Source organism: Atlantibacter subterraneus (assembly GCF_007570865.1).
Taxonomy (GTDB): domain Bacteria; phylum Pseudomonadota; class Gammaproteobacteria; order Enterobacterales; family Enterobacteriaceae; genus Atlantibacter; species Atlantibacter subterraneus.
Window position 1 is genome coordinate 440837 of the sequence record NZ_VLPS01000005.1, and the last position, 23921, is coordinate 464757.

Sequence of the window (23921 nt, forward strand, 5' to 3'; positions counted from 1 at the left end):
GCGACAAGGCGCAAAAAATGTTCTGCGACGGTGAAAAAGAGTGCCGTTTGCTTCCTCTTTCGTCAGCGCACTACCCACTCCTCGTCATCCTGCAAAAAGCATCATTTCCGAAGGGGTATTCATAACGCAAAGAGGTTATAAACTGGCTGTATATTTGCTGCGTGAATCTGGCCGGCAGGCGTACTCGCCCCCTTAAGATGCAGCGCGCGTTATTCTACGTGAAATCTGGCTAAACGGCAGGTCAAACCGAGAATCTTTGAGAATATTTTTTCACGCTGGTATCCAGGGGCTGCGAGGCCGAGAAGAAATCGCCCTGACCGCCCGTCACGCCGCGTTCTACCAGGGTCTGCCATTCGCTTCGGCTACGAATGCCTGCCGCAAATAATTGGGCCTGCGTACCGCTGCAAGCCTCCACCAGACTCTGCACAAACAGTTGATTTTCTGTACGCTTTTCAATGTTACGCACCAGCCCCGGATGGAGCTTCACCACTTCGACATTGAGATCGTTAATGTACGAGGTGCTGACCACCGTTAATCCGGCCTGTACCACGGCGATACGCGCGCCCAGCGCCTGGATTAACCGCACAACCGGTTGTAAACGGTTGATGTGTTGACAAACATCCGCCTCTGCAAGTTCAAAAAGAATGCGTTTTCTTTGCGATTTTTCACATTGCATCAGCGTATCGCGCAGCCAGCGCTGGAACGGCGGGCGGATCAGCGACTCCACGGACACGGAAACCGCCAGGGTTTCTTCCGGCCAGAAGCGTAAAAAAGGGATGACGCGGGTGATAATCTGCCGATCGTACTGCTCGGCAAGGCCAAACTGGATCACCATCGGCATAAACTCCGCCGCCAGCACCTCCTCTTCACCATCGAAGATGCGGCACATTAATTCCCGGTGATGTACCCAGCCTTCACGCGTGACGGCTGGTTTTTGATAAAAACGCGGACCGCCGCGCTGCAAGGCGTTTTCAATCAGCGTGCGCCAGCGTACATTGCCGCGCCCCTTTTCCGGTAAGGATTCGTCATAAACCGACCAGCCGTTACCGCCCTGCAATACGGCATTACGCGTCGCCACCTGGGCGCTCTCGATGACATTTTCAATTGACTGGCCGCCCCGGAAAGCGCAAATACCGATATGCAGCATATCGGCACTGTCCAGCATGCGCGTCGGGGGCAACGCATCCACAGCATTCAGCAACTGGCTGGCAATACCTTCCGCCTCTTTAAGCGTGCGGTGAGGCAGCAGCACGGCAAAATCGCTGCGAAAGTAGCGCGCCAGCAGTGCGCCGGGGTAGCGCATAATAAAAGTAGAAAACATATTAATCAGATTGAAGAGATAGTCTTCTACCGCCGTTTTGCCCCAGGTCTCGCGCAGGGTGTCAAAATCCGGCAGGCGCATCATCATCACCACGCCATGCGCGCCCGCGCTTTCCTGATCTTCCAGCAGCGTCGCAAGCTGATTATCAAAAAACAGGCGGTTGCTCAGCCCGGTTTTCGCATCCTGGGCCGCGAAAGCGCGGATCAGGGTATCCATACGATTGCGCTGTTCGCTGGCATGCTGAATATCCGACAGCAAAATATCCATGGCACTGCTGGCGCGCGTCGGCCATTCGTGCATCGAGCCGCGTACCCGGTTGCCGCGCTCGCCGTTGAGGATCCGGCTGGCTCGCGTCTCCAGCAATTCCAGTCCGGAAAGCTGGCGTTTAATCCAACGCCCGCCCAGAAAAATCATCGCTACCATAAAGATGATGGCGATACTCAGCGGCGCGGTCGTCAGCACGGAGCGAAAATAGTTAACTACCGGATCGCTCCAGGTGACGCGCACCGTCAGGCCGGGATTTTTCAGTAAATGAAACGATTCGCTGCGCCAGCGTTCTGCGCCGCCCAGTTGGCGGTAGGTATGCGGCGCTTTCACCTCAACCAGCGTATGCCCATCCTTAATAAATTCGATTTGCGAGATATCGACCGGGGTCATCAAGCCGGTAAGGCGGGGAGCCAGTGCTTCCGGCGTATTGATAAGCAGCTCACTGTCGATCACCGTCACCACCGCAGAGATGCGTTTCTCGAGCTTATAATGAACGGAGTTGTAGAAACTGGCGGCGCAGCCAAAGAGCGTAACCAGAATCGCCAGACTGGTCAGCAAGGTAACAAAGGCAGAGAATTTCGTCGTTAATCGCATCCTTGAGTTAACTCCGTTTTGGGGTGATACCAGCAACCTTTGAGGGTTGTCCTCGCGACAGTAAAGTGAGTGCTAACTAATTAGCCAGAGCCGCGCATAGTAGCAAACGACGTCAGGTTTAACAGGATTTATTGCGTTAAATCGGCATTGCGTTTCAATAAGCGAGTATAGTCTTCAACAATTATTTTCCAATGCTAACGACCCGGTAAGGAGTAGTAGACATGCAAGCTTTGATTCTCGATCAGCAAGATGGAAAAACGATTTCCGCTGTAAAAACAATTGATGAAAACCAACTCCCTGAAGGAAACGTCACCGTCGATATTGACTGGTCCAGCCTGAATTATAAAGATGCGCTCGCCATAACCGGAAAAGGTAAAATCATTCGTAATTTCCCCATGGTGCCAGGTATCGATTTCGCAGGCCGGGTGCGCCACAGCGAAGATCCACGTTTTCATGCAGGCCAGGCCGTGCTGTTGACCGGCTGGGGCGTGGGTGAAAACCATTGGGGCGGCCTGTCGCAGATGGCGCGGGTCAACGGCGACTGGCTGGTGGCGATGCCGGAAGGGCTGGATGGTCGCAAAGCCATGATTATCGGTACTGCCGGTTTCACGGCAATGCTGTGCGTGATGGCGCTGGAAGATGCCGGTATTACGCCGCAAAGCGGTGAAGTGGTGGTGACCGGTGCCAGCGGCGGCGTAGGCAGTACCGCAGTGGCGCTGCTGCATAAACTGGGTTACCAGGTTGCCGCCGTGTCCGGTCGCGAAAGCACCCATGACTATCTGCGTAAACTGGGCGCTAACCGTATTTTGGGCCGCGACGAGTTCGCCGAAACCCGCCCGCTGGAAAAACAGCTTTGGGCAGGCGCGGTGGATACCGTTGGCGATAAAGTGCTGGCCAAGGTGCTGGCGCAGATGAACTATGGCGGCTGCGTTGCAGCATGCGGTCTGGCTGGCGGCTTCGCCTTACCGACCACCGTGATGCCGTTTATCCTGCGTAATGTCCGTCTCCAGGGCGTCGATTCGGTAATGACGCCTGCCGCGCGCCGCGCCGAAGCCTGGCAACGCCTGGTTCGCGATCTGCCTGCTTCTTTCTATGAGCAAGCCACCAGCGAAATCCCGCTGGCGGAAGCGCCGCGTCTGGCTAATGACATTATGAATAATGCGATCCAGGGCCGTACTCTGGTCAAAATTCGCTAAGTTGCTGCAGGGGTCGTCGCGCCCCTGCTTCACTTTTTTTATGACAAACTCGCCGTAACCCCATTTCTTCGTCATGCTTAATGACTACGTCAAGGAGCATGTCATGAAAAAGCAATTCCGGCTGACTGAAGCCGACGTTACCCCCGAATCGGTATTTATGATGAAGCGCCGCCAGGTCCTGCAGGCGTTGGGCCTTGGCGCTGCCGCGTTATCCCTGCCGCATGCTGCACACGCGGATTTACTCTCCTGGTTTAAGGGCAACGATCGCCCGCCCGCGCCTGCCGGAAAACCGCTGGAATTCAGCAAGCCTCAGCAGTGGCAAAGTTCGCTGGAACTCACCCCGGAAGATAAAGTCACCGGCTATAACAACTTCTATGAATTTGGCCTCGATAAAGCCGACCCGGCCGCCAATGCCGGCAGTCTGCCCGTCAATCCCTGGCAATTAAAAATCGATGGTGAAGTCGCTAAGCCGCTGACCCTGGATTATGACGATTTACACCATCGCTTCCCGCTCGAAGAGCGTATTTACCGGATGCGCTGCGTGGAGGCCTGGTCAATGGTGGTACCGTGGATTGGCTTCCCGCTCGCCAAACTGCTGGCGCAGGTTGAACCCACCAGCCGGGCGCGTTATGTGGCGTTCAAAACCCTGTATGCGCCAGAGATTATGCCGGGACAGAAAGACCGTTTTATCGGCGGCGGGCTGGAATATCCGTATGTTGAAGGGTTGCGCATCGATGAGGCGATGCATCCGCTGACGATGCTTACCGTTGGGGTTTACGGAAAAGCGCTGCCGCCGCAAAACGGTGCCCCCGTAAGATTAACCGTGCCCTGGAAGTATGGCTTTAAGGGAATCAAGTCCATCGTCAGCATCACCCTGACCGAGCAGCGACCGCCGACCACCTGGAATCTTGCCGCCTCGAATGAGTACGGTTTTTACGCCAACGTAAATCCTCATGTGGATCATCCACGCTGGTCGCAGGCCAGCGAACGCTTTATCGGCTCGGGCGGAATTCTGGATGTGAAACGCCAGCCGACGCTGCTGTTTAATGGCTACGCCGAGCAGGTGGCCTCGCTATATCGTGGGCTCGATTTACGGGAGAATTTTTGAGTGCGTCTGAATGTAAAACAGATTATCTGGCTGAAAGTGATTCTTCATCTGGCGGCGTTTTTGCCGCTGGTGTGGCTGTTCTGGGCGGCAAATCAGGGATATTTCAGCGCCGATCCGGCAAAGGATATTCAACACTTTACCGGTAGGATGGCTCTGAAATTACTGCTCGCTACCTTGTTGGTCTCCCCGCTGGCGCGTTACGCTAAACAGCCATTGCTGATCCGTACCCGGCGGCTGTTGGGCCTGTGGTGTTTCGCCTGGGCGAGCCTGCATCTAACCAGCTATGCCTTGCTGGAGCTGGGGATTAATAATGTGGCGCTGTTGGGTAAGGAACTGGTGAGCCGTCCCTATCTGACCCTGGGCATTATAAGCTGGCTGATTCTGTTAGCGCTGGCCCTGACGTCGCCGCAAGCGATGCAGCGTAAGCTGGGGCGTAACTGGCAAAAACTGCATAACTTCGTGTATCTGGTGGCGATCCTCGCGCCGATTCATTATATGTGGTCAGTGAAGACACTTTCCCCGCAACCGCTGATCTATGCGGCGCTGGCAGCAGTGCTTTTGGCGCTACGTTACAAGAAGATCCGCCAGTGGTGGCGATAAGGCGAGGTTCTGTGCAGTTGTGCTCAATTCTTCCTACTTCCGCTGCGGTCTCGCAGATATCAGTTGATAATCTTCCCTGATAAGACCAGTATTTAGCTGCCAATTGCTACGAAATCGTTATAATGTGCGACTTTGGTTTTTCACCTGGCTGTTTTCGAGCCGCCAGGTGATGACAATCAGGCAATCACGGTATATTTTGTAATATCACCGAAATTGGCAGGAGATACAGGCACGATGACGGACAGATTCAACATACTGCTTTTGAACGGCCCTAATCTGAACATGCTCGGCACGCGTGAGCCTGAGAAGTACGGCAGCCAAACGCTGGCAGAAATTGTTACCGATTTGAAAGCCCAGGCAGCCTCGTTGAACGTCTCGCTGGATGACCTGCAATCCAATGCGGAGTATGTGTTGATTGACCGCATTCATCAGGCAAAGGACAAGGTGGATTACATCCTGATAAATCCGGCTGCGTTCACCCACACCAGTGTTGCCATTCGTGATGCGCTGTTGGCGGTGAGCATTCCGTTTATCGAGATCCACCTGAGCAACGTCCATGCCCGTGAGCCTTTCCGGCATCACTCATATCTCTCGGATATCGCGGCCGGCGTCATCTGCGGATTCGGCGCTGACGGCTATTCCTATGCACTACAGACGGCGGTAAAACGCCTGTCACACTCAAACTAAACAAGAGTACGGAACCCACTCATGGATATTCGTAAGATTAAAAAACTGATCGAGCTGGTTGAAGAATCAGGCATTGCTGAACTGGAAATTTCTGAGGGCGAAGAGTCGGTACGTATCAGCCGCGCCCCGGTGAACACCGGTTTCCCGATGATGCAGCAAGCGTATGCCGCACCGATGATGCAACAGCCGCAACCTGCGCTGTCTAACGCTATCGCACCAGCCGCCGCGCCGGCCATGGAAGCGCCAGCCGTCGCTGAAATCAGTGGTCACATCGTACGTTCCCCAATGGTTGGTACCTTCTACCGTACCCCAAGCCCGGATGCGAAAGCGTTTGTGGAAGTGGGCCAGAAAGTTAACGTTGGCGACACGCTGTGCATCGTTGAAGCAATGAAAATGATGAACCAGATCGAAGCCGACAAATCAGGCGTAGTGAAAGCTATCCTGGTCGAAAACGGTCAACCGGTAGAATTTGACGAGCCGCTGGTCGTCATCGAGTAACGAGGCGAACATGCTGGATAAAATTGTTATCGCCAACCGCGGCGAGATCGCATTGCGTATTCTTCGTGCCTGTAAAGAGCTGGGCATCAAGACCGTCGCTGTGCACTCAAGCGCGGATCGCGACTTAAAACACGTATTGCTGGCGGATGAGACGGTCTGTATCGGTCCGGCTCCGTCCGTAAAAAGCTATCTGAATATCCCGGCTATCATCAGCGCCGCTGAAATCACTGGCGCGGTGGCGATTCATCCGGGTTACGGTTTCCTCTCTGAGAACGCCAACTTTGCCGAGCAGGTTGAACGCTCCGGCTTTATCTTCATCGGCCCGAAAGCCGACACTATTCGCCTGATGGGCGACAAAGTGTCTGCGATCACCGCCATGAAGAAAGCAGGCGTGCCGACGGTCCCGGGCTCTGACGGCCCGCTGACCGAAGATATGGATGCCAACCGCGCCCATGCGAAACGCATCGGCTACCCGGTGATCATCAAAGCCTCTGGCGGTGGCGGCGGACGCGGTATGCGCGTAGTGCGCGGCGATGCCGAACTGGCGCAATCTATCTCCATGACCAAAGCGGAAGCGAAAGCCGCTTTCAATAACGACATGGTTTACATGGAGAAATACCTGGAAAATCCACGCCACATCGAAATTCAGGTGTTGGCAGATGGCCAGGGCAACGCGATCTATCTGGCGGAACGCGACTGCTCCATGCAGCGTCGTCACCAGAAAGTGGTTGAAGAAGCGCCGGCACCGGGCATCACCCCGGAACTGCGCCGCTTCATCGGCGAGCGTTGCGCGAAGGCCTGTGTGGATATCGGCTATCGCGGCGCGGGTACCTTTGAGTTTCTGTTCGAAAACGGCGAGTTCTACTTCATTGAAATGAACACCCGTATTCAGGTTGAACACCCGGTTACCGAAATGATCACCGGCGTTGACCTGATTAAAGAGCAGCTGCGCATTGCTGCAGGCCAGCCGCTGTCTATCAAGCAAGAAGAAGTTCAGGTGAAAGGCCATGCGGTGGAATGCCGTATCAACGCCGAAGATCCGAACACCTTCCTGCCGAGCCCGGGTAAAATCACCCGTTTCCACGCGCCGGGCGGTTTTGGCGTGCGTTGGGAATCTCATATCTATGCCGGTTACACCGTACCGCCATACTATGACTCCATGATCGGCAAGCTGATCTGCTACGGCGAAACCCGTGATGTGGCGATTGCCCGCATGAAAAACGCCCTGCAGGAACTGATCATCGACGGCATCAAAACCAACGTTGATCTGCAGACGCGCATTATGAACGATGAACACTTCCAGCAAGGTGGCACCAATATCCACTATCTGGAGAAAAAACTCGGCCTCGCCGAGAAGTAATCGCTCATCAATAAAAAAGGCCGGTCTTCCGGCCTTTTTTTATGCCCGCCTGCGCCCCTTAGGTTACAATCCCGGCTTTTACAATTAACCTGGGATGACAATGGACAAACGCTTTGTTCAGGCACACAGAGAAGCCCGCTGGGCGCTGTGGCTGACCCTTCTCTATCTCGCCGCCTGGTTAGTGGCTGCTTACTTACCTGATTCCACTCTCGGATTTACCGGGCTTCCTCACTGGTTTGAAATGGCCTGCCTGCTGGTGCCGCTGATTTTTATCGTGCTGTGCTGGCTGATGGTAAAAGTGATTTACCGGGATATTTCGCTGGAGGACGACAATGCAGCATGAAGTGATCCTGCCGCTGGTGGCGTATTTGCTGGTGGTGATGGGGCTGTCGATTTATGCCATTCGCCGTCGCGCGACCGGCAGCTTTTTAAACGAGTATTTCCTCGGCAGCCGTTCCATGGGCGGTGTTGTGCTGGCGATGACGCTTACCGCGACCTATATCAGCGCCAGTTCATTTATTGGCGGGCCTGGTGCAGCCTATAAATACGGGCTGGGCTGGGTGTTGTTGGCAATGATTCAACTGCCGGCAATTTGGCTGTCGTTAGGTATTTTAGGCAAAAAATTCGCTATCCTGGCACGCCGCTACAACGCGGTTACGCTGAACGATATGCTGTTTGCCCGCTACCAGAGCCGCTTACTGGTGTGGCTGGCGAGCCTGAGTCTGCTGGTGGCGTTTATTGGCGCGATGACGGTGCAGTTTATCGGCGGCGCTCGGCTGCTTGAAACAGCCGCAGGCATTCCCTACGAAACCGGGTTGCTGATTTTCGGCGTCAGTATCGCACTGTATACGGCGTTTGGCGGCTTTCGCGCCAGCGTGCTGAATGACACTATGCAGGGCCTGGTGATGCTGATTGGCACCATCCTGCTGCTGGTTGGCGTGGTGCATGCCGCTGGCGGGCTGCCGAGCGCGGTAGAAAAACTCCAGCAGATCGACCCGAAGCTGATCGCACCAGAAGGCGCGGGCGACATTCTTTCTCCTGCCTTTATGACCTCGTTCTGGGTGCTGGTCTGCTTCGGGGTGATCGGCCTGCCCCACACTGCGGTACGCTGCATTTCCTATAAAGACAGCAAAGCCGTCCATCGAGGCATGATTATTGGCACCATTGTGGTGGCAATCCTGATGTTCGGTATGCATCTCGCCGGGGCGCTGGGCCGTGCCGTATTGCCTGATCTGAAAGTCCCGGACCTGGTCATCCCGACGCTGATGGTGACCGTGCTGCCGCCGGTCGCGGCAGGCATCTTTTTAGCCGCGCCGATGGCGGCGATTATGTCGACCATCAATGCGCAACTGTTGCAGTCATCCGCCACGATCGTTAAAGATCTCTGGCTCAATATCCGCCCCGATCAGATCCATAATGAAAAGGGACTCAAGCGCATGTCCTCGGCGATCACGCTGATACTGAGCGTACTGCTGCTGCTGGCGGCATGGCGTCCGCCTGAAATGATCATCTGGCTGAATCTGCTGGCGTTTGGCGGGCTGGAAGCGGTTTTCCTGTGGCCGCTGGTACTGGGACTGTACTGGGAAAAAGCTAACGCCGCAGGGGCGCTGAGCGCGATGATTTGCGGCGGCGTGCTGTATGCCGTGCTCGCCACGTTCAACGTGCACTACTTTGGGTTCCACCCCATTGTTCCGTCGTTATTGATAAGTTTGCTGGCTTTCCTGTTGGGCAACCTGTTTGGTCGCCCGGTAGCCGAAGCCGCTGTTGTTTCATCCGCTGATAAATAAAGAGTGACGCTATGCCATGGATTCAACTGAAAATTAACACCACCGGTACGCATGCGGAGGAGCTCGGCGACGCGCTGGTGGAAAGCGGTGCGGTGTCCGTCACCTTTCAGGATACCCACGACACGCCGGTGTTCGAGCCGCTGCCGGGCGAAACGCGCCTGTGGGGTGATACCGACATTATCGGCCTGTTTGACGCCGAAACCGATATGAAAGAGGTGGTGGCGATACTGGAAAATCAGCCGCTGTTAGGCGCAGGGTTCCACCACAAAATCGAGCAGTTAGAGGATAAAGACTGGGAGCGCGAATGGATGGATAACTTCCACCCGATGCGTTTTGGTGAACGCCTGTGGATTTGCCCGAGCTGGCGTGAGGTTCCCGACGAAAACGCCGTTAACGTGATGCTCGATCCAGGCCTGGCGTTTGGCACCGGAACGCACCCGACGACTTCGCTGTGCCTGCAGTGGCTCGACGGCCTGGATCTCGCCGGTAAGACGGTGATCGACTTTGGCTGTGGCTCCGGCATTCTTGCCATCGCCGCGCTCAAGTTGGGGGCAGCGAAAGCGATCGGCATTGATATCGATCCGCAGGCGATTCAGGCCAGCCGCGATAACGCCCAGCGCAACGGCGTTTCTGAGCGTCTGGAACTCTACCTGCCGCATGACCAGCCGGAACAGATGCAGGCCGACGTAGTGGTCGCCAATATCCTGGCAGGCCCGCTTCGCGAGCTGGCACCACTGATTAGCGTATTGCCGGTTAAGGGCGGTCTGTTAGGGCTTTCCGGCGTGCTGGCAACCCAGGCCGAAAGCGTCTGCGAAGCCTATCAGGCGTTGTTCAGCCTTGACCCGGTAGTGGAAAAAGAAGAGTGGTGCCGGATCACCGGCGTTAAATACTGAGCTTTGAGAACATGGTCCAGGCCATGTTCTCATTTCCCCTTTCCATCCCGTTAAACACCCTTCTGATTGATTCGTCCTCCTTATAATGGTCCGCCCCGATATACCGGGGCGGACCATCTGAACTGTAAAATTCACCGGACGAATAAAATGAAAATGCATTTAGCAAAATCACTGTTGATTGCCGCAGGCCTGATGCCTGCACTGGCTTTGGCTTCCCACTGGAGTTATGAGGGCCATGGCTCCCCCGAACACTGGGGTGAACTGAGTAGCGAATTTAAAGAATGCCAGGCGGGAAAAAATCAGTCACCCATCGATATTATCCACTCTCTGAACGCGCATATCGCGCCGCTGGAAATGCAGTATATCCAGAGCCCCATCGTGATACTGAATAACGGCCATACTCTCCAGGCCAGCTTTGACCAAAAAGCCGGGAACGTCGTTAAATTCGACGCTATTAAAGCCGACTTGCAGCAATTCCACTTCCACGCGCCCAGTGAAAACACCATTAATGGCAAACATGCCGCCATGGAAATGCATCTGGTTCATAAAGAGAGCAATGGAGATGTCGTGGTGGTCGCAGTGATGTTTGATATTGGCGCAGAAAACCCGGCGCTGACGGAACTGTGGAAGAAAATGCCTCAGCAAGCGGAAAAAAGTGCGCCTCTGACCACCAAAATCGACATGAATACCCTGCTGCCCACAGATAAGACATACTGGCGCTTTAGCGGCTCGCTGACCACGCCCCCCTGCTCTGAAGGGGTGACCTGGCTGGTGATGAAGCATCCGTTGACGCTGTCAGAAGCGCAACTTCAGCAATTTAAAGCGGTTATGCATCACGATAACAACCGTCCGGTGCAGCCGCTACACGGACGTGTGGTAGTGGAATAATCAGCGCGGCTGTTGAATGACTGTACGCTAAAAATGAGAGCAAGTTCTCAAAACCTGCTCTCACTGCCTGAAAAACAAACAAATACATACGTGTTGTTTCCCGAAAACTCCAGCTCTGGCATAAGAAGTCATAAGAAATTGTGGTTGAACACTAAATAATCTTATTTGATTAACCCTATGAAATAACTAAGCAATTCAGTCTGCCACCCCGTTACTCTGGCGATTCCTTGATCTACACCCTCTGATTGTTCAAAGTTTGGCCTTTCATCTCGCGTCAAAAATGCGTAATATACGCCGCCTTGCAGGCACAGTATGGTCATTTCTTAACTCATGCGCATCGGACACCACCAACTCAGAAATCGCCTGATTGCAGCGCCCATGGCGGGGATTACCGACCGGCCATTCAGGACGCTGTGTTATGAGATGGGGGCCGGGCTGACCGTTTCCGAGATGATGTCGTCTAACCCGCAGGTATGGGAAAGCGACAAATCACGGCTCCGGATGGTTCATGTCGATGAGCCGGGTATTCGCACCGTGCAAATTGCCGGAAGTGTACCTGATGAGATGGCCCAGGCCGCGCGTATCAACGTGGAAAATGGCGCCCAGATTATTGATATCAATATGGGGTGCCCGGCGAAAAAGGTGAATCGTAAGCTGGCGGGCTCTGCCCTGCTGCAATACCCCGAGCAGGTGAAGTCAATCCTGAACGCGGTAGTCAACGCAGTGGACGTGCCTGTGACGCTGAAGATTCGTACCGGCTGGGATCCGGAACACCGCAACTGTGTAGAGATTGCCCAACTGGCGGAAGATTGCGGTATTCAAGCGCTGACGATTCATGGCCGTACCCGGGCATGTTTATTTCAGGGAAACGCGGAATACAGCAGTATTCGGTCAGTTAAGCAGAAAGTTTCCATTCCGATTATCGCGAATGGCGACATTACCGACCCGCTTAAAGCCAGGGCCGTGCTCGACTATACAGGGGCAGATGCCCTGATGATAGGACGCGCAGCCCAGGGAAGACCCTGGATCTTCCGGGAAATCCAGCATTATCTGGACACTGGGGAGTTGCTGCCCCCTCTGCCCCTGGCAGAGGTTAAGCGCTTGCTTTGTGCGCATATTCGCGAACTGCATAGTTTCTATGGCGAAGCGAAAGGGTACCGAATTGCGCGTAAACACGTTTCCTGGTACTTACAGGAACACGCTCCAGATGACCAGTTTCGGCGCACATTCAACGCCATAGAGGACGCCAGCGAGCAGCTGGAGGCGTTGGAGGCATACTTCGAAAATTTTGCGTATACACAAAATCAATCAACATGCGTCGAGGCGGCAACTGAGTGAATCCGCGGAGCTTACAGCCGTAAGCGACAAGGTGAACGAAGGCAGCAAGCGAAGGCAGATTGAGCGATGCAGTGTAAAACAGAAATAAAGAGCTAACAGAACTATGTTCGAACAACGCGTAAATTCTGACGTACTAACCGTTTCTACCGTCAACTCTCAGGATCAGGTAACCCAAAAGCCCCTGCGTGACTCGGTTAAACAGGCACTGAAGAACTATTTTGCTCAATTGAACGGTCAGGATGTGAATGACCTGTATGAGCTGGTACTGGCTGAAGTTGAACAGCCCCTGTTGGACATGGTGATGCAGTACACCCGCGGTAACCAAACCCGCGCTGCGCTGATGATGGGTATCAACCGCGGTACTCTGCGTAAGAAACTCAAAAAATACGGCATGAACTAATTTCGATTAGCTTACTGCTGTGTAAAAAGGCGCTAACCGGCATGGGGAAGCGCCTTTTTTATTGCGAAATTATACCGCGGCGAACAGCGAAGGTGGAAACGAGGTCGCTCTGAAGTTATCGGTCGTTAGCAGCTTTAACATATTATCGACTAAATCCTCCAGCAACGCGAAAAGATTAAATGCCTCAGGTTGGCTCAGCCAATTACTGATTATTCCGTTAACGCAACTTTGTAATAATAGTATCGTTACATCAATATTTATTGTCGCACTGACCTGACCGCTCTCCACGCAGCGTTTAAGCGCTTTTGTTAAGTTTACTTTATCGAAACAGGCGCTATTTTTGATTTCATATTCGGAGGTCATGTCAGCGGTGAATTCACATTTATGATACAAGATTTCCATAAGCGCGCGACTTTTGGGATCCACCGCAACAGCTTTCAAGGGAGCGATTAATGTTTCCCGCAATAAGGTCAGCGGGTCACGATTTTCATCAGTAATAAGTTGTGTTTTTTCCTTTATCTCTTCTTGCTGTTTCCATATCTCATTAAATAATTCCGCCTTGCTGGAGAAGTGCCAGTAGATCGCACCGCGCGTCACGTGCGCCGCGTCGGCAATGTCTGTCAGGGTAGTGCCAGACACGCCGCGCCGGGCAAACTCCGCAATGGCGGTATCAATCAGGAGTTGCCGGGTTCGCATAGCATCCAGTTTCGTTTTACGCACCTTGATTATCCTTACTGTATCCAGTCTGGCGAAACTGGAAAATAGTATTTTCAAAGGTGAGGTGAAGTCACTTTAAATACTCACACTACTACAATTCATAACACTTTTCAGAATACTGCAATACCTTCACAGAGATTATATAAAAAACTTAATCATTTCTTTTTTAAATATCACAATTTATATTTGATAATAATTAAAGACAGAATAAATAAATTCACACTTTGTCATAGTTAATTCCTAATTTTGTTTTTTTGTGCTGAAAATAACAGTCTCCACCCTACCCTTACTTACATTGACTAGGGATTATTTGTAGGATCGCCCATTACGTTTATTTGATTAACTCTGATGCCAGCTTGAGGAATGACACTCTGCCATCGGTTTATAAAAGGAATAGTGATGACAAAACATAACGGGGCTAAATGTTTATTCCTCTTTCTACTGATTTCAGGAATGTGCATTAGTGGATGCGATGATAAAAATAACAAGCCATCAGGTAACGAACCGCCTTCAGTTGTAGTGCATGTCGTTAAAACCGCGCCCTTCGCTGTGACCACAGAGCTGCCTGGACGCACCTCGGCTTTCCGTATCGCCGAAGTCCGACCGCAAGTTGGCGGAATTATCCTTAAGCGTAACTTTGAAGAGGGCAGCGATATTACGGCAGGTTCCTCGCTTTATCAGATCGATCCGGCAACTTATCAGGCTACGTATGATAGTGCAAAAGCCACGTTAGCCAGAGCACAGGCGGCGGCAGAGATCGCCCGTCTGACAGTGAAACGCTACCAGCCACTGGTTGGCACGCAGTACGTGAGCAAGCAGGAGTACGATCAGTCGGTGGCCAGCGCTAAACAAGCCGATGCTGATGTGCTCAGCGCCCAGGCCGCCGTTGAGTCCGCGCGTATCAACCTGGCTTATACCAAAGTCACCTCTCCTATCAGCGGTCGGATTGGCAAATCCGCCGTCACGGAAGGCGCGCTGGTAACCGACGGACAGTCTACGGCACTGGCGACGGTACAGCAGCTCGATCCAATTTATGTCGATCTCACCCAGTCCAGTAACGATTTTCTGCAGCTTAAGCAGGCTATCGAGCAAGGTAGTCTGACCAAAGAGAGCTCCAGCGGCGTGAATATCATTATGGATAACGGCCAGACCTATGCGCATACCGGGAAGCTTGAATTTACTGATGTGACTGTGGATGAAAGCACGGGTTCTGTGACGTTAAGAGCCGTGTTCCCTAATCCCGATCATCAGCTGTTGCCGGGGATGTTTGTCAGAGCGCGGGTCGATGAAGGCACCCAGCCTGATGCGATTCTTGTGCCTCAGCAGGGCGTGACCAGAACGCCGCGCGGCGACGCACTCGTGATGGTGGTTGATCAGCAGAATAAGGTTGAAACCCGCGCGGTTGTCGCTTCTGAAGCGGTTGGCGATCGGTGGTTGGTGAAACAGGGACTTAAGCCGGGCGACAAAGTGATCATCAGCGGTTTACAGCATATTAAGGCTGGCGCAACGGTGAACCCGGTCACTGACGATACCGCAGAAAAATCTCAGCAAGGCGCCCGCGAACATGGCTAATTTCTTTATTCAGCGACCTATTTTCGCCTGGGTTCTGGCAATCCTGTTGATGATTGCCGGCGGGTTGGCCATTATCCAGTTGCCCGTTGCCCAGTATCCTACGATCGCGCCGCCTGCTGTCGCTATCTCCGCCACCTATCCCGGCGCGGATGCGCAAACCGTTCAGGACTCTGTCACTCAGGTTATTGAACAGAACATGAACGGCATCGATAACCTGATGTACATGTCTTCGACCAGCGATGCCTCAGGCAGCGTGACCATTACCCTAACCTTCGAATCCGGCACCGATCCGGATATCGCACAGGTTCAGGTGCAAAATAAACTACAGCTGGCGATGCCCCTGCTTCCTCAGGAAGTGCAACAACAGGGTATCGGCGTTGAAAAATCCAGTAGCAGCTACTTACTGGTTGCAGGCTTTATCTCTTCGGATAACAGCATGAACCAGGAGCAGTTGGGGGATTACGTCGCCTCTACGGTAAAAGATCCGATCAGCCGTACGCCAGGCGTGGGCGACGTTCAGCTGTTTGGCGCACAGTTCGCCATGCGTATCTGGCTGGATAATAATGCATTAAACAACTATCAGCTGACGCCGGTTGACGTCGTCAACCAGTTAAAAATACAGAATGCGCAAATTGCTGCAGGTCAACTTGGCGGAACGCCTGCGGTGGCCGGGCAGCAGCTAAACGCCTCTATCATTGCCCAGACGCGTCTTAAGAGCGTGAAGGAGTTTGAAAACATCACCTTACGCGTCAACAAAGACGGCTCGCTGATCCGCCTTAAAGATGTGGCACGCGTAGAACTGGGAGGCGAAAACTACAACACCGTCGCGAGAATCAACGGGAAACCCGCCGCAGGTTTAGGTATCAAACTGGCGACAGGCGCGAATGCGCTGGACACCGCCAAAGCCATTAAAGAAGAACTGGCAAGAATGCAGCCCTTCTTTCCTAAGGGTTTAAAAGTCACTTATCCCTATGACACCACCCCGTTTGTCCAAATATCCATTAAAGAGGTAGTCAAAACCCTGTTCGAAGCCATCGTGCTGGTATTTCTGGTGATGTACCTGTTCCTGCAGAATATTCGCGCCACGCTTATCCCTACCATTGCCGTTCCTGTCGTGTTACTGGGCACGTTCGCTATGTTGTCTGCGTTCGGGTACTCGATTAACACCCTGACAATGTTCGGCATGGTGCTCGCTATAGGCCTGTTGGTTGACGATGCTATCGTGGTGGTGGAAAACGTGGAGCGCGTTATGGAAGAGGACCATCTTCCGCCTAAAGAAGCCACCAGCAAATCTATGGGGCAAATTCAGGGCGCGCTGGTAGGCATTGCGATGGTGCTGTCCGCCGTGTTTATTCCCATGGCCTTCTTTGGCGGTTCGACAGGCGCGATTTATCGACAGTTTTCTATCACGATTGTTTCCGCTATGGCGCTGTCAGTGCTGGTCGCATTGATTCTAACGCCTGCACTGTGTGCGACGCTGTTGAAACCGCCGTCAGGCGAGAAGCACGACAAAAACACCGGGCTTTTTGGCAAGTTCAACCGCTTATTCGATAAGAGCGTCGATCACTACAGCAATAGCGTAAGCCGGATCCTTCATAGCACTACGCGCTATCTGGTGGTTTACGTCATCATCGTGGCGGGCATGGTTGTACTGTTTATGAAGCTTCCTACCTCATTCCTGCCCGAGGAAGATCAAGGCGTGTTTATGACTCTGGTGCAACTTCCTTCCGGTGCAACGCAGCAGCGTACCCAGAAAGTGCTTGATGCAGTCAACGACTACTACCTGACCAAAGAGGGTAATAACGTCGAATCCGTGTTTACGGTTAACGGATTTAGCTTTAGCGGACAGGGGCAAAACGCCGGTATTGCCTTTATTAGCCTGAAGCCCTGGGAAGAGCGCTCCGGCGACGAAAACAAGGCGCAATCCATTATTGCCCGCGCGACGATGGCCTTCAGGAATATTAGCGACGCGATGGTGTTCCCGTTCAACCTTCCTGCCATTATCGAACTGGGTACCGCCACGGGCTTCGATTTTGAGCTCATTGACCAGGCCAACCAGGGGCATGATGCACTAACCCAGGCGCGTAACCAATTACTGGGTGAGGCGGCAGCGCGTTCCGATGTGCTGGTGCGCGTCAGGCCGAATGGCCTGGAAGACACGCCACAATTTAAGATCGATGTCGACCAGGATAAGGCGCAGGCGCTGGGCGTCGCGCTTTCTGACATCAACCAGACGCTGTCCACGGCGCTGGGCGGTAACTACGTGAATGACTTTATCGACGAAGGCCGGGTGAAAAAGGTTTATCTTCAGTCGGATGCGAAATTCCGCATGCTGCCGTCAGATCTTAATACGCTCTATGTGCGTAGCAGCAGTGGCGAAATGGTACCGTTCTCGGCCTTCGCATCATCACACTGGATTAAAGGTTCCCCTCGTCTTGAGCGCTATAACGGGCTGCCTTCCATGGAAATTCAGGGAGAAGCCATGCCGGGCAAGAGTACCGGGGAGGCCATGGCGGTTATGGAATCGTTGGCCTCTAAATTGCCTTCGGGATTTGGCTATCAGTGGACCGGGATGTCCTATCAGGAAAGATTATCCGGCAACCAGGCACCTGCCTTGTACGCCATCTCCCTGATTGTGGTGTTCCTGTGTCTCGCCGCGCTGTATGAGAGCTGGTCCATTCCGTTCTCGGTCATGCTGGTGGTGCCATTGGGGGTGGTGGGCGCGCTGCTTGCGGCGACAGTAAAAGGTCTGGATAACGATGTCTATTTCCAGGTCGGCCTGCTCACCACCATCGGTTTGTCGGCGAAAAACGCCATCCTGATCGTTGAGTTTGCAAAAGACTTAATGGACAAAGAGGGTAAAAATCTTATCGAGGCAACACTGGAAGCAGTCAGAATGCGTCTGCGCCCGATTCTGATGACTTCGCTGGCGTTTATTCTCGGTGTGTTACCGCTGGTGATCAGCAAAGGAGCCGGGAGCGGCTCGCAGAATGCCGTAGGTACCGGCGTCATGGGCGGTATGCTTGCCGCAACGCTGTTAGCGATTTTCTTTGTCCCGGTATTCTTTGTGGTAATACGCCAACGTTTTAATAAAAAGTGATCCTGTAAACATGAAAGACAGCGGATGTCTTTCATGTTTTTTAACCTTGAATAAGCTGATTTATTAATGAGATAAAACGTGCACTGCAGCCGATTGGCTTATCAATTCCAGTGTAAGTTCCGCTCTCCATTATTTTTACAATCCACATGAATTGACAATAATCACCGCTCCTCTCTGTTTTTTACCAGTGGTAAAATGCATCTATCAAATCCAGAGCTAAAGGGATATGAATAATATTGCCTTTAGCGCGAATGACTGGATGATTATTCTAATGAGGTAATACCATGAAGAAGTTAATCGCTGTCGCATCACTTTGTGCAGTGTTAGCTGGTTGCGCGCATGATTCTCCTTGCGTACCGGTGTATGACGATCAGGGTCGTCTGGTGCATACCAATACCTGCATGAAAGGCACCACGCAGGATAACTGGGAAACCGCGGGCGCGATCGCCGGTGGCGCAGCAGCAGTAGCGGGCTTAACGATGGGCATCATCGCGCTGAGCAAATAATCTCGGCCTGTTCCTGAACGGCGCGTCTATCGCGCCGTTTGCATTCAAACGGTGCAACTTTTTTCCTCGTCCTTTCATTTGTTATTTAATCGCACCCTGACGAAAATAAAATTTCTGAAATATCTCACATTTCTTTATTTATTTTTTCAACACTAAATTCGATCTCGTGATTTATCTCACACCGCTGTTTATTCCTTACCCTGCCAATATTAACCTGAGAAATTAATTAGTTACTTTGCTGGCCTGGCAATTAATTATTTTGCTCCAAAATGTGGCGCAGGTTGTAATTTCGCACCATTGACGAGCATTGCGTTTTACGTTTCCTGTCTACACTTCGCTTACTGCATCGAAATAAACGCGTAATCCCTCCGATGCAAAACTGGCACTCCCTTTGCTTTAACGTTTATGGCTGTTGCCACAGACAGGTAATTAGCGTGCCTACGGGCCGCCAATATAACGATAATTTCGCCACACAGGATGCACTATGAAGAAGATGATTATTGCCACGCTTGCCGCGGCAGGCGCACTGATGGCTGTTGCAAATCAGGCACATGCAGGCGCGACATTTGACGCAGTAAAAAAGAAGGGTTTTGTTCAATGCGGGATTAGTGATGGCTTACCGGGATTTTCTTATGCGGATGCGGACGGTAAATTCAGCGGTATTGACGTTGATGTCTGCCGTGGCGTCGCTGCCGCCGTGTTTGGCGATGCAACAAAAGTAAAATACACCCCGTTAACGGCGAAAGAACGCTTTACCGCGCTGCAGTCTGGCGAAGTGGATTTATTATCCCGCAATACCACCTGGACATCTTCTCGCGATACCGGCATGGGCATGGCCTTCACCGGCGTGACCTATTATGACGGTATCGGCTTCCTGACCCATAACAAAGCGGGCCTGAAAAGCGCCAAAGAACTGGATGGCGCAACGGTTTGTATTCAGGCGGGCACCGATACTGAGTTAAACGTGGCGGATTATTTCAAAGCCAATAACATGAAATACACGCCAGTGACCTTTGACCGCTCCGACGAATCGGCAAAAGCGCTGGAATCTGGCCGTTGCGATACCCTCGCCTCTGACCAGTCTCAGCTTTATGCCCTGCGTATTAAACTCAGCAACCCCGATGAATTTATCGTTCTGCCGGAAGTGATCTCGAAAGAGCCGCTGGGCCCGGTGGTGCGTCGTGGCGACGATGAATGGTTCTCCGTGGTGCGCTGGACGCTGTTCGCTATGCTCAACGCGGAAGAGATGGGCGTCACGTCTAAAAACGTCGATGAGAAAGCCGCTAATCCTGCCACGCCGGACATGGGCCACTTGCTGGGCAAAGAGGGCGACTACGGCAAAGATCTGAAGCTGGATAACAAATGGGCTTACAACATCGTTAAGCAGGTCGGTAACTATGCCGAAGTGTTTGAACGTAATGTGGGTTCTGAAAGCCCGCTGAAAATCAAACGCGGTCAGAACAACCTCTGGAACAACGGCGGTATTCAGTACGCTCCGCCAGTTCGTTAATTACGTACGCTGTTGTAACGGGCGCTGTGGTTTCACCGCGCCCAGACCAGAGTTATGTTACTGAGGTTCACATATGCCCCATCGCCGCCCAAACGCAAAAGGAGAACTCTCCTTTTCCAATCCCGCGGTTCGTGCCTGGCTGTTTCAAATACTGGCAATCGCCGCCGTCATTGGTATTGCGGTTTACCTGATCCACAACACTATCGTAAACCTTAGCAGTCGTGGTATTACGTCAGGGTTCGCTTTTCTCGATCGCGGCGCCGGTTTTGGCATAGTCCAGCATTTGATTGATTATCAGCAAGGAGACACCTATGGCCGGGTGTTTCTCGTCGGTCTGCTTAATACCCTGTTAGTTTCCGCGCTGTGTATCGTCTTTGCGTCGTTTCTTGGCTTTTTTCTGGGGCTGGCACGCCTGTCCGACAACTGGCTGTTGCGCAAGCTCTCGACCATCTACATCGAAACCTTCCGCAATATTCCGCCGCTATTGCAGATTTTCTTCTGGTATTTTGCCGTGCTGCGCAATTTGCCGGGCCCGCGCCAGGCGGTCAACGCCTTTGATTTGGCCTTTCTCAGCAACCGTGGACTCTATATTCCATCTCCAGCGTTAGGCGAAGGCGCGCTGGAATTTGTGCTCGCCGTCATGGCAGCGCTGGCGATCTCGGCGGGCCTGTTTCGGTTCAACAAAAATCACCAAATCAAAACCGGCCAGCTGCGGCGCACCTGGCCGGTGGCGTTAATACTGCTTATCGCGCTGCCGTTAGCGGCTCACTGGACGTTTGGTGCCGCGTTACATTGGGATGTGCCCGAACTGCGCGGCTTCAACTTCCGGGGAGGAATGGCGTTGATCCCTGAACTGGCTGCCCTGACGCTCGCGCTCTCGGTGTATACCTCAGCGTTTATCGCCGAGATCATTCGCGCCGGGATCCAGTCTGTTCCTCACGGCCAGCACGAAGCGGCACGTTCTCTGGGTTTGCCGAACCCGGTGACGCTGCGCCAGGTGATCATTCCTCAGGCCATGCGCGTGATTATTCCGCCGTTGACCAGCCAGTATCTCAATATCGTTAAAAACTCCTCACTGGCGGCGGCGATTGGCTATCCGGATATGGTGTCGCTGTTCGCGGGCACCGTGTTGAACCAAACCGGCCAGGCGATTGAGACCATCGCTATCACGATGTCGGTCTATCTGATTATCAGCCTGACAATTTCACTGCTGATGAACCTCTATAACCGGCACATTGCCCTGGTTGAGCGCTAAAGGAGTCATGATGAGCAAAGTACTCATGAGCCCTACCCCGCGCGTTGCCGCTACCGGCTCAGGACGCATGTGGGTGTGGGTTCGCAAAAATCTGTTTTCCAGCTGGTTTAACAGCCTGCTGACGCTGTTTTGTTTGTGGATGATGTGGGAGCTGATCCCGCCGCTGCTCAACTGGGCGCTGTTTCAGGCTAACTGGGCAGGTGAAACACGGGCGGATTGCACGAAGGAAGGCGCATGCTGGGTATTTATCCACGCCCGATTTGGCCAGTTTATGTATGGGCTTTATCCGCACGATCAGCGCTGGCGAATTAATCTGGCACTTATCCTTACGCTAATTTCCATCGCGCCGATGTTCTGGAAAGGCATGCCGCAACGTGGGAAATACATCGCCGCATGGGCAGTGGTGTACCCGATTGTGGTTTGGTTTCTGATGTATGGCGGTTTCTTTGGTCTGGAACGGGTAGAGACCCGCCAATGGGGCGGACTAACGCTGACGCTGATCATTGCCGCGGTAGGAATTGCGGGCGCGTTGCCGCTGGGTATTCTGCTGGCGTTAGGACGCCGGTCGACCATGCCAGTGGTGCGCATCCTGTCAGTGATTTTTATTGAGTTCTGGCGCGGCGTACCCTTGATTACCGTGTTGTTTATGTCCTCTGTGATGCTGCCGCTGTTTATGGCGGAAGGTACCAGTATCGATAAATTGATCAGGGCGCTGGTTGGGGTGATTCTTTTCCAGTCGGCCTATGTCGCAGAAGTGGTGCGCGGCGGTTTACAGGCACTGCCGAAAGGGCAGTACGAGGCTGCAGAATCTCTCGCTTTAGGTTACTGGAAAACCCAGGGCCTGGTCATTCTCCCTCAGGCGTTGAAAATGGTGATCCCCGGCCTGGTTAATACCATTATCGCCCTGTTTAAAGACACCAGTCTGGTGATCATTATTGGACTGTTTGATCTCTTCAGCAGCGTACAGCAGGCAACGGTCGACCCCGCGTGGTTAGGCATGTCGACCGAAGGCTACGTTTTTGCCGCCATGATCTACTGGATCTTTTGTTTCAGCATGTCGCGCTATAGCCAGCACCTTGAGCAGCGCTTTAACACCGGGCGTACACCGCACTAAGGAATCCCATGAGTAATATAACGATGCAACCTGCCGACGCGATGATAACGCTCGAAAATGTGAATAAATGGTATGGGCAGTTTCATGTCCTGAAAGACATCAATCTGAAGGTAAAACAGGGCGAACGGATTGTGCTTTGCGGGCCGTCAGGCTCCGGTAAGTCCACAACGATCCGCTGTATTAACCATCTTGAAGAGCATCAACAGGGCCGTATTGTGGTGGATGGCATCGAGCTTAACGACGATCTGCGTAATATTGAGCGGGTGCGCACGGAAGTCGGAATGGTGTTCCAGCACTTTAATTTATTCCCGCATTTAACCGTACTGCAAAACTGCACGCTGGCCCCTGTCTGGGTACGCAAACTGCCGAAGAAAGAAGCCGAGGCGTTGGCCATGCATTATCTTGAGCGGGTGCGTATCGCCGAGCATGCGCATAAGTTTCCCGGCCAAATCTCCGGTGGGCAGCAGCAGCGTGTGGCGATTGCCCGGTCACTGTGCATGAAGCCTAAAATTATGCTGTTCGACGAACCGACATCGGCACTCGATCCGGAAATGGTAAAAGAAGTGCTGGATACCATGATCGGGCTGGCTCAGTCCGGGATGACGATGCTTTGCGTAACGCATGAAATGGGGTTTGCCCGAACGGTGGCCGACAGGGTGATCTTTATGGATCGCGGTGAGATTGTTGAGCAGGCACCGCCGGACGAGTTCTTTGCTAATCCGAAATCAGAGCGTACACGCGCATTTTTGTCGCAGGTGATTCACTAATAACGTAAGGCCAGTCTGTTGACTGGCTTTTTTATACAGGTAGTGAAAAAGCAAAAAGCCCTGCACTTATGTGCAGGGCTTTCTATTTGATGCCTGGCAGTTCCCTACTCTCGCATGGGGAGACCCCACACTACCATCGGCGCTACGGCGTTTCACTTCTGAGTTCGGCATGGGGTCAGGTGGGACCACCGCGCTCTTGCCGCCAGGCAAATTCTTTTTAAATGCCGAACATTACCGTTAAAAACTGGTGCTGATACCCAGAGTCGAACTGGGGACCTCACCCTTACCAAGGGTGCGCTCTACCAACTGAGCCATATCAGCACACTTAATTTGATGCCTGGCAGTTCCCTACTCTCGCATGGGGAGACCCCACACTACCATCGGCGCTACGGCGTTTCACTTCTGAGTTCGGCATGGGGTCAGGTGGGACCACCGCGCTCTTG

General features: G+C 53.0%; 21 protein-coding genes, 1 tRNA gene and 2 rRNA genes. 19 read left to right on the forward strand and 5 right to left on the reverse strand.

Going from position 1 to position 23921, the window contains the following annotated elements; all coding sequences use genetic code 11:
• Nucleotides 1-241: 241 nt before the first annotated feature.
• Complete coding sequence (gene csrD / locus FND52_RS11850) at nt 242-2182, reverse strand: RNase E specificity factor CsrD (RefSeq protein WP_125292986.1); 1941 nt, start codon at nt 2180-2182, stop codon at nt 242-244.
• Between the two features lie 221 nt (nt 2183-2403).
• On the opposite strand from csrD, the gene acuI reads away from it, so the two are divergent.
• The 12 genes from acuI to fis all read left to right on the forward strand — a co-directional run bounded on the left by acuI (nt 2404) and on the right by fis (nt 12937).
• On the forward strand, nt 2404-3378 hold the full coding sequence (acuI, locus tag FND52_RS11855) for an acrylyl-CoA reductase (NADPH) (RefSeq protein ID WP_125292985.1): 975 nt from the start codon (nt 2404-2406) through the stop codon (nt 3376-3378).
• A 103-nt stretch (nt 3379-3481) separates the two neighbouring features.
• Entirely contained in the window at nt 3482-4486 is a 1005-nt protein-coding gene (gene msrP, locus FND52_RS11860; RefSeq protein ID WP_144130985.1) for a protein-methionine-sulfoxide reductase catalytic subunit MsrP, read from the forward strand.
• On the forward strand, nt 4487-5086 hold the full coding sequence (gene msrQ, locus FND52_RS11865; protein ID WP_144130987.1) for a protein-methionine-sulfoxide reductase heme-binding subunit MsrQ: 600 nt from the start codon (nt 4487-4489) through the stop codon (nt 5084-5086).
• A 234-nt stretch (nt 5087-5320) separates the two neighbouring features.
• The gene (gene aroQ, locus FND52_RS11870) at nt 5321-5773 is read left to right on the forward strand and encodes a type II 3-dehydroquinate dehydratase (RefSeq protein ID WP_125292982.1); all 453 of its coding nucleotides are present in this window, start codon (nt 5321-5323) and stop codon (nt 5771-5773) included.
• 21 nt (nt 5774-5794) lie between these two features.
• Nucleotides 5795-6271 carry an acetyl-CoA carboxylase biotin carboxyl carrier protein gene (gene accB, locus FND52_RS11875; protein WP_125292981.1) on the forward strand — a complete coding sequence of 159 codons (477 nt, stop codon included), beginning with the start codon at nt 5795-5797 and terminating at the stop codon, nt 6269-6271.
• 10 nt (nt 6272-6281) lie between these two features.
• Nucleotides 6282-7631, forward strand: a complete 1350-nt coding sequence (accC, locus tag FND52_RS11880) for an acetyl-CoA carboxylase biotin carboxylase subunit (RefSeq protein WP_125292980.1) — start codon at nt 6282-6284, stop codon at nt 7629-7631.
• 100 nt (nt 7632-7731) lie between these two features.
• Nucleotides 7732-7974, forward strand: a complete 243-nt coding sequence (locus tag FND52_RS11885; protein ID WP_125292979.1) for a YhdT family protein — start codon at nt 7732-7734, stop codon at nt 7972-7974.
• Nucleotides 7964-9418 carry a sodium/pantothenate symporter gene (panF, locus tag FND52_RS11890; RefSeq protein ID WP_144130989.1) on the forward strand — a complete coding sequence of 485 codons (1455 nt, stop codon included), beginning with the start codon at nt 7964-7966 and terminating at the stop codon, nt 9416-9418. The genes FND52_RS11885 and panF overlap by 11 nt, the downstream gene beginning before the upstream one ends.
• 11 nt (nt 9419-9429) lie before the next feature.
• Nucleotides 9430-10311 carry a 50S ribosomal protein L11 methyltransferase gene (gene prmA, locus FND52_RS11895; protein WP_144130991.1) on the forward strand — a complete coding sequence of 294 codons (882 nt, stop codon included), beginning with the start codon at nt 9430-9432 and terminating at the stop codon, nt 10309-10311.
• Nucleotides 10312-10458: 147 nt separating this feature from the next.
• Nucleotides 10459-11199: a carbonic anhydrase gene (locus FND52_RS11900; RefSeq protein WP_144130993.1), complete on the forward strand. Its 741-nt coding sequence runs from the start codon at nt 10459-10461 to the stop codon at nt 11197-11199.
• A 330-nt stretch (nt 11200-11529) separates the two neighbouring features.
• Nucleotides 11530-12537, forward strand: coding sequence for a tRNA dihydrouridine synthase DusB (dusB, locus tag FND52_RS11905; RefSeq protein WP_144130995.1), 1008 nt, complete (start codon nt 11530-11532; stop codon nt 12535-12537).
• Between the two features lie 103 nt (nt 12538-12640).
• Nucleotides 12641-12937, forward strand: a complete 297-nt coding sequence (fis, locus tag FND52_RS11910) for a DNA-binding transcriptional regulator Fis (RefSeq protein WP_000462905.1) — start codon at nt 12641-12643, stop codon at nt 12935-12937.
• 69 nt (nt 12938-13006) lie between these two features.
• On the opposite strand, the gene FND52_RS11915 is transcribed toward fis, so the two are convergent.
• A complete protein-coding gene (locus tag FND52_RS11915) occupies nt 13007-13657 on the reverse strand; it encodes a TetR family transcriptional regulator (RefSeq protein ID WP_225989949.1) in 651 nt (216 codons plus the stop codon).
• Between the two features lie 396 nt (nt 13658-14053).
• Here FND52_RS11915 and FND52_RS11920 point away from each other — a divergent pair, with 396 nt between their 5' ends.
• From FND52_RS11920 to FND52_RS11950, 7 genes are all read left to right on the forward strand, one after another.
• Entirely contained in the window at nt 14054-15226 is a 1173-nt protein-coding gene (locus tag FND52_RS11920; RefSeq protein WP_144130997.1) for an efflux RND transporter periplasmic adaptor subunit, read from the forward strand.
• Nucleotides 15219-18326, forward strand: a complete 3108-nt coding sequence (locus tag FND52_RS11925) for an efflux RND transporter permease subunit (protein ID WP_125292955.1) — start codon at nt 15219-15221, stop codon at nt 18324-18326. Before FND52_RS11920 ends, FND52_RS11925 begins: the two co-directional genes overlap by 8 nt.
• A 284-nt stretch (nt 18327-18610) precedes the next feature.
• Nucleotides 18611-18832: a putative periplasmic lipoprotein gene (locus FND52_RS11930; RefSeq protein ID WP_002437506.1), complete on the forward strand. Its 222-nt coding sequence runs from the start codon at nt 18611-18613 to the stop codon at nt 18830-18832.
• Nucleotides 18833-19316: 484 nt separating this feature from the next.
• Nucleotides 19317-20342 carry an amino acid ABC transporter substrate-binding protein gene (locus FND52_RS11935; protein ID WP_125292954.1) on the forward strand — a complete coding sequence of 342 codons (1026 nt, stop codon included), beginning with the start codon at nt 19317-19319 and terminating at the stop codon, nt 20340-20342.
• A gap of 73 nt (nt 20343-20415) precedes the next feature.
• Nucleotides 20416-21597 (forward strand): amino acid ABC transporter permease, encoded by a 1182-nt coding sequence (locus FND52_RS11940; protein WP_144130999.1) that lies wholly within the window; start codon nt 20416-20418, stop codon nt 21595-21597.
• A gap of 10 nt (nt 21598-21607) precedes the next feature.
• On the forward strand, nt 21608-22711 hold the full coding sequence (locus FND52_RS11945; protein WP_144131001.1) for an amino acid ABC transporter permease: 1104 nt from the start codon (nt 21608-21610) through the stop codon (nt 22709-22711).
• 8 nt (nt 22712-22719) lie between these two features.
• Nucleotides 22720-23478, forward strand: a complete 759-nt coding sequence (locus tag FND52_RS11950) for an amino acid ABC transporter ATP-binding protein (protein ID WP_125292951.1) — start codon at nt 22720-22722, stop codon at nt 23476-23478.
• Between the two features lie 91 nt (nt 23479-23569).
• On the opposite strand, the gene rrf (FND52_RS11955) is transcribed toward FND52_RS11950, so the two are convergent.
• The 3 genes from rrf (FND52_RS11955) to rrf (FND52_RS11965) form a co-directional block, all read right to left on the reverse strand.
• Nucleotides 23570-23685, reverse strand: a 5S ribosomal RNA gene (rrf, locus tag FND52_RS11955).
• A 38-nt stretch (nt 23686-23723) separates the two neighbouring features.
• Nucleotides 23724-23799 (reverse strand) — tRNA-Thr (locus tag FND52_RS11960).
• Between the two features lie 14 nt (nt 23800-23813).
• A 5S ribosomal RNA gene (gene rrf / locus FND52_RS11965) occupies nt 23814-23921 on the reverse strand; the annotation flags it as partial.

Bases quoted from the DNA above. Each gene is read 5' to 3' on its own strand.
- FND52_RS11900 (WP_144130993.1), top strand. From the start codon at position 10,459: ATGAAAATGCATTTAGCAAAATCACTGTTGATTGCCGCAGGCCTGATG.
- FND52_RS11930 (WP_002437506.1), top strand. From the start codon at position 18,611: ATGAAGAAGTTAATCGCTGTCGCATCACTTTGTGCAGTGTTAGCTGGT.
- msrP (WP_144130985.1), top strand. From the start codon at position 3,482: ATGAAAAAGCAATTCCGGCTGACTGAAGCCGACGTTACCCCCGAATCG.
- FND52_RS11885 (WP_125292979.1), top strand. From the start codon at position 7,732: ATGGACAAACGCTTTGTTCAGGCACACAGAGAAGCCCGCTGGGCGCTG.
- prmA (WP_144130991.1), top strand. From the start codon at position 9,430: ATGCCATGGATTCAACTGAAAATTAACACCACCGGTACGCATGCGGAG.
- accC (WP_125292980.1), top strand. From the start codon at position 6,282: ATGCTGGATAAAATTGTTATCGCCAACCGCGGCGAGATCGCATTGCGT.
- dusB (WP_144130995.1), top strand. From the start codon at position 11,530: ATGCGCATCGGACACCACCAACTCAGAAATCGCCTGATTGCAGCGCCC.
- FND52_RS11940 (WP_144130999.1), top strand. From the start codon at position 20,416: ATGCCCCATCGCCGCCCAAACGCAAAAGGAGAACTCTCCTTTTCCAAT.
- accB (WP_125292981.1), top strand. From the start codon at position 5,795: ATGGATATTCGTAAGATTAAAAAACTGATCGAGCTGGTTGAAGAATCA.
- FND52_RS11935 (WP_125292954.1), top strand. From the start codon at position 19,317: ATGAAGAAGATGATTATTGCCACGCTTGCCGCGGCAGGCGCACTGATG.
- csrD (WP_125292986.1), bottom strand. From the start codon at position 2,182: ATGCGATTAACGACGAAATTCTCTGCCTTTGTTACCTTGCTGACCAGT.
- FND52_RS11945 (WP_144131001.1), top strand. From the start codon at position 21,608: ATGAGCAAAGTACTCATGAGCCCTACCCCGCGCGTTGCCGCTACCGGC.
- FND52_RS11920 (WP_144130997.1), top strand. From the start codon at position 14,054: ATGACAAAACATAACGGGGCTAAATGTTTATTCCTCTTTCTACTGATT.
- fis (WP_000462905.1), top strand. From the start codon at position 12,641: ATGTTCGAACAACGCGTAAATTCTGACGTACTAACCGTTTCTACCGTC.
- FND52_RS11925 (WP_125292955.1), top strand. From the start codon at position 15,219: ATGGCTAATTTCTTTATTCAGCGACCTATTTTCGCCTGGGTTCTGGCA.
- aroQ (WP_125292982.1), top strand. From the start codon at position 5,321: ATGACGGACAGATTCAACATACTGCTTTTGAACGGCCCTAATCTGAAC.
- acuI (WP_125292985.1), top strand. From the start codon at position 2,404: ATGCAAGCTTTGATTCTCGATCAGCAAGATGGAAAAACGATTTCCGCT.
- FND52_RS11950 (WP_125292951.1), top strand. From the start codon at position 22,720: ATGAGTAATATAACGATGCAACCTGCCGACGCGATGATAACGCTCGAA.
- panF (WP_144130989.1), top strand. From the start codon at position 7,964: ATGCAGCATGAAGTGATCCTGCCGCTGGTGGCGTATTTGCTGGTGGTG.